Annotated in this window: 5 protein-coding genes and 1 pseudogene; 3 read left to right on the plus strand and 3 right to left on the minus strand. The window is 72.2% G+C overall.

Features of this window, described 5'->3' with window-relative positions; all coding sequences use genetic code 11:
• The 3 genes and pseudogenes from E1283_RS28180 to E1283_RS28190 form a co-directional block, all read right to left on the minus strand.
• A pseudogene (locus E1283_RS28180) lies at window positions 1-863 on the minus strand (lipase maturation factor family protein); the annotation flags it as partial.
• Entirely contained in the window at window positions 859-1,995 is a 1,137-nt protein-coding gene (locus E1283_RS28185; RefSeq protein WP_132820987.1) for a cupin domain-containing protein, read from the minus strand. The pseudogene E1283_RS28180 and the gene E1283_RS28185, both read right to left, overlap by 5 nt.
• Window positions 1,996-2,037: 42 nt before the next feature.
• Complete coding sequence (locus E1283_RS28190) at window positions 2,038-3,303, minus strand: FAD-dependent oxidoreductase (protein ID WP_132820988.1); 1,266 nt, start codon at window positions 3,301-3,303, stop codon at window positions 2,038-2,040.
• 615 nt (window positions 3,304-3,918) lie between these two features.
• Between E1283_RS28190 and E1283_RS28195 the strand changes: the two genes are divergently transcribed.
• From E1283_RS28195 to E1283_RS28205, 3 genes are all read left to right on the plus strand, one after another.
• Window positions 3,919-4,815 carry a CE1 family esterase gene (locus E1283_RS28195; protein ID WP_243745160.1) on the plus strand — a complete coding sequence of 299 codons (897 nt, stop codon included), beginning with the start codon at window positions 3,919-3,921 and terminating at the stop codon, window positions 4,813-4,815.
• A 96-nt stretch (window positions 4,816-4,911) separates the two neighbouring features.
• Window positions 4,912-6,546 (plus strand): glycoside hydrolase family 27 protein, encoded by a 1,635-nt coding sequence (locus tag E1283_RS28200; RefSeq protein ID WP_132820990.1) that lies wholly within the window; start codon window positions 4,912-4,914, stop codon window positions 6,544-6,546.
• A 90-nt stretch (window positions 6,547-6,636) separates the two neighbouring features.
• Window positions 6,637-7,287: family 43 glycosylhydrolase (locus E1283_RS28205; RefSeq protein ID WP_243745159.1), on the plus strand; the 651-nt coding region annotated here is incomplete at its 3' end.

Consider the following 7,287-nt stretch of genomic DNA (forward strand, 5'->3'; position numbering starts at 1 on the left):
GGGAAGGGGTTGCCGCGGAGCAGGCGCAGCAGCCGGGGGTCGCCGGCGCGGAGGCGCCGGACGAGGGCGCGGAGCCACGGGCTGGGAGTGAAGGGGCGCAGGCCCTCGAACCACATCAGCCAGTCGAGGCGGAGGTGGAAGGGGGCGAACTGGCGCGGGCGGCGGCGCACGTCGCCCGGCTTGCCGTGGAACTCGTACGCCAGCCACCGGCTGGTCTCGGACGGGTCCGGGTCGGCGGTGCCCTCCAGGACGATCTCGTGGCGGACCCGGGTGACGGTGCCGAAGGCGCCGTACGTGTTGACCAGGTGCAGGCTGTCGTAGCTGCGGTTCATCTCCTGGCCGGGGGAGAGCAGGTTGCGGACCGGGCGGAAGCTGAGGACGGCGACCAGGGCCGCGGCCGCGAGGACGATCACCGTGAACCAGATCGGCGGGTCGGGTTGGTGCGCCGGCGGGGCCGGGAGCACCGGGATCCAGCGGGCGGCCAGGGCGCCGTCGACGGCCGCGCAGGCGAGGAGCAGCGTCAACCAGTTGAGCCAGGCGAAGTTTCCGGAGAGGACGAGCCAGAGCTGGGTGACGATCACCACCACGGCCGCCCACGTGGCCGCCGGCTGGGGGAGGAAGAGGCCGAACGGCACCAGCAGTTGGGCGACGTGGTTGGCGGCCGCCTCCACCCGGTGCAGCGGGCGGGGGAGGTGGTGGAAGTGCCAGCTGAACGGTCCTGGCATGGGCTGGGTCTCGTGGTGGTGGTAGAGGCAGGTCAGCCGGCGCCAGCAGGGGTCGCCGCGCCACTTGATCAGGCCGGCGCCCAGCTCGACGCGGAAGACCAGCCAGATCAGCAGGTAGCGGCCGGCGGTGGGCTCAGCCGAAGACATCGGTGATCTCCTGGGCGGCCGGCAGGCGCTCCTCGCGGTAGACGCCCAGCGCGCGGAGCACCGGGTCGTCGCCGAGCGAGAACAGGTCCGCGCCCTCGACGCTGTGGTGCTCCTCGGCCACCCAGGAGGGGACCACGAACATGTCGCCCGCGGTCCAGTCGAAGCGGCGCCCGTCGAGCACGCTGTGACCGGCCCCCCGGAAGACCACGTAGATCCGGTTGCCGGTGCGCCGCACGGGGGTGGACCCGCCGCCCGGCCGCACCCGGTGCATGCCGCAGGAGAGGGTGGGCAGCACGCTGGCGCCGGAGCGCGGGTTGGTGAACTCCACGCCGACCAGTGGCGCGTCGCTTCCCGCGGCCAGCTCGGTGAGCCGCCGGTCGGTCTCCGCCCAGCGGTAGACCAGCAACGCGGAGGGCTCCGCGTCGAGCGGGCCGCGCACCGCGCCGGCCACCATGGTGTCGGCAAGCGCGCCCCCGGCCTCTCCGAACTCCCGCTCGGACCGGTTGTGTTCGCCCACCACCGGCTGCCGCAGCTCGGGGTGCGGCTCGAAGAAGATCGCGTCCAGGGCCTCGATCATCGGCAGGTCGAGGCCGTCGAACCAGTACATGTGGCCGTCCCCGCCGTTGGCGTGGTCGTGCCAGGCGCCACCGGGGGTGAGCACCAGGTCGCCGGGGCGCATGTCGCAGGCGTCACCGTCCACCGTGGTCCACACCCCCTCGCCCTCGACGACGAAGCGGATGGCGCCCGGGGTGTGCCGGTGCGCGGGAGCGGTCTCCCGGGGGCCGAGGCACTGGAGCGCGCCCCAGAGGGTGCCGGCCGCGTAGGGCCGGCCGCCAAGACCCGGGTTGGTCAACGACAGCACCCGGCGCTCCCCGCCGCGCTCCACCGGCACCAGCCGGATGGCGCGTTCGGCCAGCGGGCGCAGGTCCGAGGAACGCCAGAGCCAGGGCACCGCCCGGGGCCGGGGCGTCGGGGTGAGCAGTTGCTCGGTGATGGTCCACAGCGGGCGCAACTCGGCGGCTTCGATGTCCCGGTAGAGGGCGCGCAGCTCCGGGTCGGTCTCCTGTGGCACCCGGGACTCCCGGGTCTCCGAGGTCTCCGGGGTCTCCTCGGCGGTGGACATGGGCGGGCCTCCAGATCGTCGGCTGATGGGTGCGGGTGGGGGTCAGGGCGCGTGGGTGCCGGCGGGTTCCGGCGTGCTCCCGGGCGGGAGGCCGATCCCGAAGCGGCGCACGCTCTCCAGCAGCGAGACGCGGCGCATGTAGCCGCGGGCGCGCTCCGGGTCGGACGCGATGGCCCGCATCTCGTCGTGCGCGGCGCGGCGGCGGGTCTCGTCGGTCTCCCTCAGCCGCTCGGTGTTGCGCTGGGTGTCGGCCTGGACGTACTCCACGGCGACCCGGTGGCGGCGTTCGGCGAAGGCGTCCAACTCGGCGTCCGCGTCGGCGCCGCCCCCCGCGATCCGCCCGATGCGACGGGCCAGGTCGACCGCGTCGTGGATGCCGCTGTTGAGGCCGACTCCGCCCATCGGGCTGTTGATGTGCGCGGCGTCCCCGACCAGCAGCACGTCACCGACCCGGAAGGTCTCGGCGACCCGCTGGTGGACCCGGTAGAGCTGGCGGTCGATGATCGGATAGCCCTCCGCCCGGGGGGCCACCCCCTGGAACTGGCGGCGCAGGGTGTCCTCGTGCAGCGCCTCCGCCTCGCTCTGCTCGGCGGGCACCGGCCAGACGGCGCGCCAGGACTCCGGGGTGCGCAACAGGAAGAGCCACTCGCGCGGATCGGCCACGTAGTTGACCTCGGCGATCCCCGGCAGCACCTGGGCGAGGTCGACGGAGGTGCTGGCGATCAGGAAGCGCTCCGGATAGGTGAAGCCGGTGAACGCGACGCCCAGCGCGCCGCGCACCGTGCTGCCGGCTCCGTCGGCGCCGATCACGTACGAGCCGGTCAGCTCCTCGGACCCGGTCGCGGTCCCGAGCGAGACCGTCACCCCGCCGCCGGGCCGCTGCCGCACGCCGGTGACCCGGCTGCCGAAGCGCAGCTCGACCCCCGGGGTGGCGCGCAGCCGCTGGTGCAGCATCCGGACCAGGTGCTGCTGGTTGAGCTGAAGCCGGTAGGGGAACGGCGTCTCGTCCGCCAACAGCCGGAAGTCGAACTCGGCTATCAGCCCCTCCGCGCGGTCCCGGAAGTGGTAGATCGGCACGCGCAGGCCCTCGGCGTGCATCTGCTCGGCGACGCCGAGTTCGTCGAGGAGTTCCAGGGTCGCCGCGTGAAAGGTCGAGGCCCGCCAGTCGGTCTTCGGCTCGTCCTCGGCCTCGATGAGGACGACCGGCACGTCGAGACGGGCCAGCCAGGCGGCGGCCACCATCCCCACCGGGCCGCCGCCGACCACCAGGACCGGCCCGTCGTTGAGTCCACGCTGTTGTGCTGCCATGGGCTCAACCTCTCACGAGTTCCATGCATGAGAAATAGAGCTCGCACATTTTCCTCCATGCGGAAAAATGCGCAGCCGAGCGCCGCCTACGCGCCTCGCCGGGGCGGACTCTCCTCGCCGCGCGGTCTCCGCCCCGTAGCAGCGATCGTTTCGGAGCCTCCCGACTCGCGCCCGCCGAAGAGAATGCGCCGGTTCACCCCACTTACACCCCTACTCGGCGACTGAATTCCGCTCATCTCCTCGAAACCATTACCCGACGGAGTGGTTGACACCGAACGCGACGCTCCTATGCTCCATGTCTGACGACCCGACAGGCGTTCGCAACCTCGAACGCCGGCCATCGCACGGCAGCACGCGCACCATCCACCTTCCGTACCGGTGGCCCCCACCACACGTGCGTCACGATGCCCAACGCCTGAGGACGACAGGCGCTCCCGTGTGGCGGGGCCTTCGGCAGAGCCGCCATGGAACCGTCCGCGCTTCCCCCTGCCCCTGTCGTAGCGCTTCGCGCGCGGCACCGACCTCGGACGCTTCCCTGGCATCGAGGAGAGATCCATGTCAGGCATGTTCAACAGCCGAGGGAGCCGCAGGATGTCGAGGCGCGCGTCCTTGTCCGTGCCCCTCGTGGTCGCGGCACTTCTCGCCCTGGTCATGGGCGGCCAGGCAGCGGCCGGCACGCCAGGGGCGGCCGCCGAACGGCCCGGGGCCGAGCGCGCGGCCGCGGCGTCGGCCGCGTGCGGCCAGGCACCCACGCTGGGCGACGGCACCCACACGATCCAGAGCGGCGGCAGGAACCGCGACTTCATCCTGGACGTCCCCGACGGCTACGACCGCAACCGCCCCTACCGGCTGGTCCTCGGCTTCCACTGGTGGGGCGGCACCGCCACCGACGTCGCCACCGGCCAGACCGTGGAGCGGGACGTCTGGGCCTACTACGGCCTCAAGCGGCTCGCGAACAACAGCACCATCTTCGTCGCCCCGCAGGGCATCGGCAACGGCTGGGCCAACGCCGGCGGCGAGGACGTCACCTTCGTCGACGACCTGCTGCGGCGGCTCGAGGCCGACCTCTGCGTCGACACCAGCAGGCGTTTCGCCCTCGGCTTCAGCTACGGAGGAGCGATGAGCTACTCCCTGGCCTGCTCCCGGCCGAACGTCTTCCGCGGCGTCGCGGTCTACGGCGCCCCCGGCCAGATCAGCGGTTGCGGCGGCGGCACCGGACCGGTCGCCTACTTCGCGGCACACGGCGTCAGCGACAACATCGCGGGCGGACGCTCGATGCGCGACCGGTTCGTCAGGAACAACGGCTGCGCCGCGCAGAACCCGCCCGAGCCGGCCCAGGGCAGCCTGCGGCACGTCACCACGACGTACTCCGGGTGCGCGGGCGGACGACCGGTCACGTGGGCCGCGTTCGACGGAGGCCACATCGCCGCCCCGCAGGACGGCGCGCCCGGCGACAGCGGCTCCCGCACCTGGCTCCCCGGCGAGACCTGGCGGTTCATCACCCAGTTCTAGCCCGCTGCCACCCCACCTCCGTCGAGAAAGGGCCAGACAATGCGAACGTTGATCCGCGGACGGCTGCCCCACCTGCTGGCAGGCCTGGCCGCCGCGATGACGATGCTCCTCATGACGCCGGCCCAGCCGCCGGCCCAGGCCGCGCCGGCCCAGCCGCCGGCCGAGGCCGCGCCGGCCCAGGCCGCGCCCGGGAGCCCGGCGCTCACCCCGCCGTTGGGGTGGAACAGTTGGAACAGCTTCGGCTGCGCCGGCGTCAACGAGACGGTGATCCGCCAGGCCGCGGACGCCATGGTGAGTTCGGGCATGCGGGACGCCGGCTACGAGTACGTGGTCGTCGACGACTGCTGGTTCGACCCGCAGCGCGACGCCCAGGGCAACCTGCGCGCGCATCCGACCCGGTTCCCCAGCGGCATGCGGGCCCTGGGCGACTACATCCACAGCCGGGGCCTCAAGTTCGGCATCTACCAGGTACCCACCGAGCGCACCTGCGCCCAGCGCGTCGGCACGCACCCCGGCTCCACCGGCAGCATGGGGCACGAGGTGCGGGACGCGAACGCCTTCGCCTCCTGGGGGGTCGACTACCTCAAGTACGACTGGTGTTCCCCGGATGGCACCCGTGAGGAACAGATCGCCCGGTTCACGCTGATGCGGGACGCCCTGCGCGCCACGGGACGTCCGATCGTCTACAGCATCAACCCCAACAGCTTCCACGCGATCACCGGCGCCAGCTACGACTGGGGGCAGGTCGCCGACCTGTGGCGCACCACCGAGGACCTGCTGGACATCTGGCAGAACGGCAACACCAACAGCTACCCGATGGGCGTGGGCAACGTCGTCGACATCAACGCCCCGCTGGCCGCCCAGGCCGGTCCAGGCCACTGGAACGACCCGGACATGCTGGTCGTGGGCCGGCCGGGGCTCACCCTGACCGAGGCGCGGGCGCACTTCGCGCTGTGGGCCCTGATGGCCGCACCGCTGATGGCGGGCAACGACATCCGCACCATGTCCGCCGACGTCAGCGCGATCCTGCGCAACCCGCGACTGCTCGCCGTGAACCAGGACCCGCTGGGCGCCGGCGGGCGACGAGTGCGCGACGACGGCAACGTCGAGGTGTTCGCCAAGCCGCTGTCCGACGGCTCCGTCGCGGTCGGCCTGTTCAACCGCGGTGGCACCACCGCCACGATCACCACCACGGCCGCCCAGGTCGGTCTGTCCGGCGGCTCGTTCACCCTCACCGACCTGTGGACCGGCGGCACTTCCTCCAGCGGCGGCCAGATCTCCGCCAGCGTCCCGGCACACGGCGTCGCCGCCTACCGGGTCTCCGGCGGCACCCCCCTGGAGAACACCACCTCCCGGCTGCGCGGTGCCGGCTCCGGCCGCTGCCTCGACGTCGACAACGCCTCGACCGCCCCGGGCGCGACCACGCTGATCTGGGACTGCCACACCGCCGCGAACCAAACCTGGACCACCTGGGCCGGCGGCGAGATCCGGGTCTTCGGCGACAAGTGCCTCGACGCCTCCAACCAGGGCACCACCAACGGGACGCCGGTGGTCACCTGGCCGTGCAACGGCCAGAACAACCAACGGTGGACGCTGACCGCCGACGGATCGATCCGCAACGTCCACTCCGGCCTGTGCCTCGACGTCGACCAGGCCGGCACCGCCAACGGGTCGAGAGCCATCCTGTGGACCTGCAACGGCCAGTCCAACCAGCGATGGACCCGCTCCTGAGAAGCGGCGACCCACGACGGTCACGCCGAGGGGCCGCTTCGCCGAGTCGCCCTCCCGGCACGACCGGAACCCACCATCTGAGGAGTGACCGTGACACCGAGACCACCGCTCCTGGCTCGCCTGACCTCCAGGCGCGGCATCGCCTGGCTGGTGAGCCTGCTGTGCGTCGCGACCCTGTTCCAGGGCGGCGCGGCGAGGGCGGACAACCCGATCGTCCAGACGATCTACACCGCCGACCCCGCGCCCCTCGTCCACAACGACCGGGTGTACCTCTACACCGGGCACGACGAGGACGGTTCGACGTACTTCACCATGCGGGACTGGCGGGTGTTCTCGTCCTCGGACATGGTGAACTGGACCGATCACGGCTCCCCGTTGAGCCTGGCCACGTTCAGCTGGGCGAGTGCCGACGCCTGGGCGGGCCATGTCGTGGCCAGGAACGGCCAGTTCTACTGGTACGTGCCGGTGACCAACCGGGCGACCGGGCGGATGGCCATCGGCGTGGCCGTCTCGGACAGCCCCACCGGCCCCTTCCGGGACGCCCTGGGCCGGCCGCTGGTCGAGAACGGCGAGATCGACCCCGCCGTGTTCATCGACGACAACGGTCAGGCGTACCTCTACTGGGGAAACCCGAACCTGTGGTACCTGCGGCTCAACCCCGACATGATCTCCTTCTCGGGCGGCCCGACCCAGATCCCGCTCACCACGGCGGGCTTCGGCCGGCGCGACGGGAACCCGTCC

It is taken from the genome of Streptomyces hainanensis (genome assembly GCF_004348415.1).
Classification (GTDB): Bacteria; Actinomycetota; Actinomycetes; order Streptomycetales; family Streptomycetaceae; genus Streptomyces; species Streptomyces hainanensis.

Coding starts and splice junctions, on each gene's coding strand:
- E1283_RS28200 (WP_132820990.1), top strand. CDS start 4,912: ATGACGATGCTCCTCATGACGCCGGCCCAGCCGCCGGCCCAGGCCGCG.
- E1283_RS28190 (WP_132820988.1), bottom strand. CDS start 3,303: ATGGCAGCACAACAGCGTGGACTCAACGACGGGCCGGTCCTGGTGGTC.
- E1283_RS28185 (WP_132820987.1), bottom strand. CDS start 1,995: ATGTCCACCGCCGAGGAGACCCCGGAGACCTCGGAGACCCGGGAGTCC.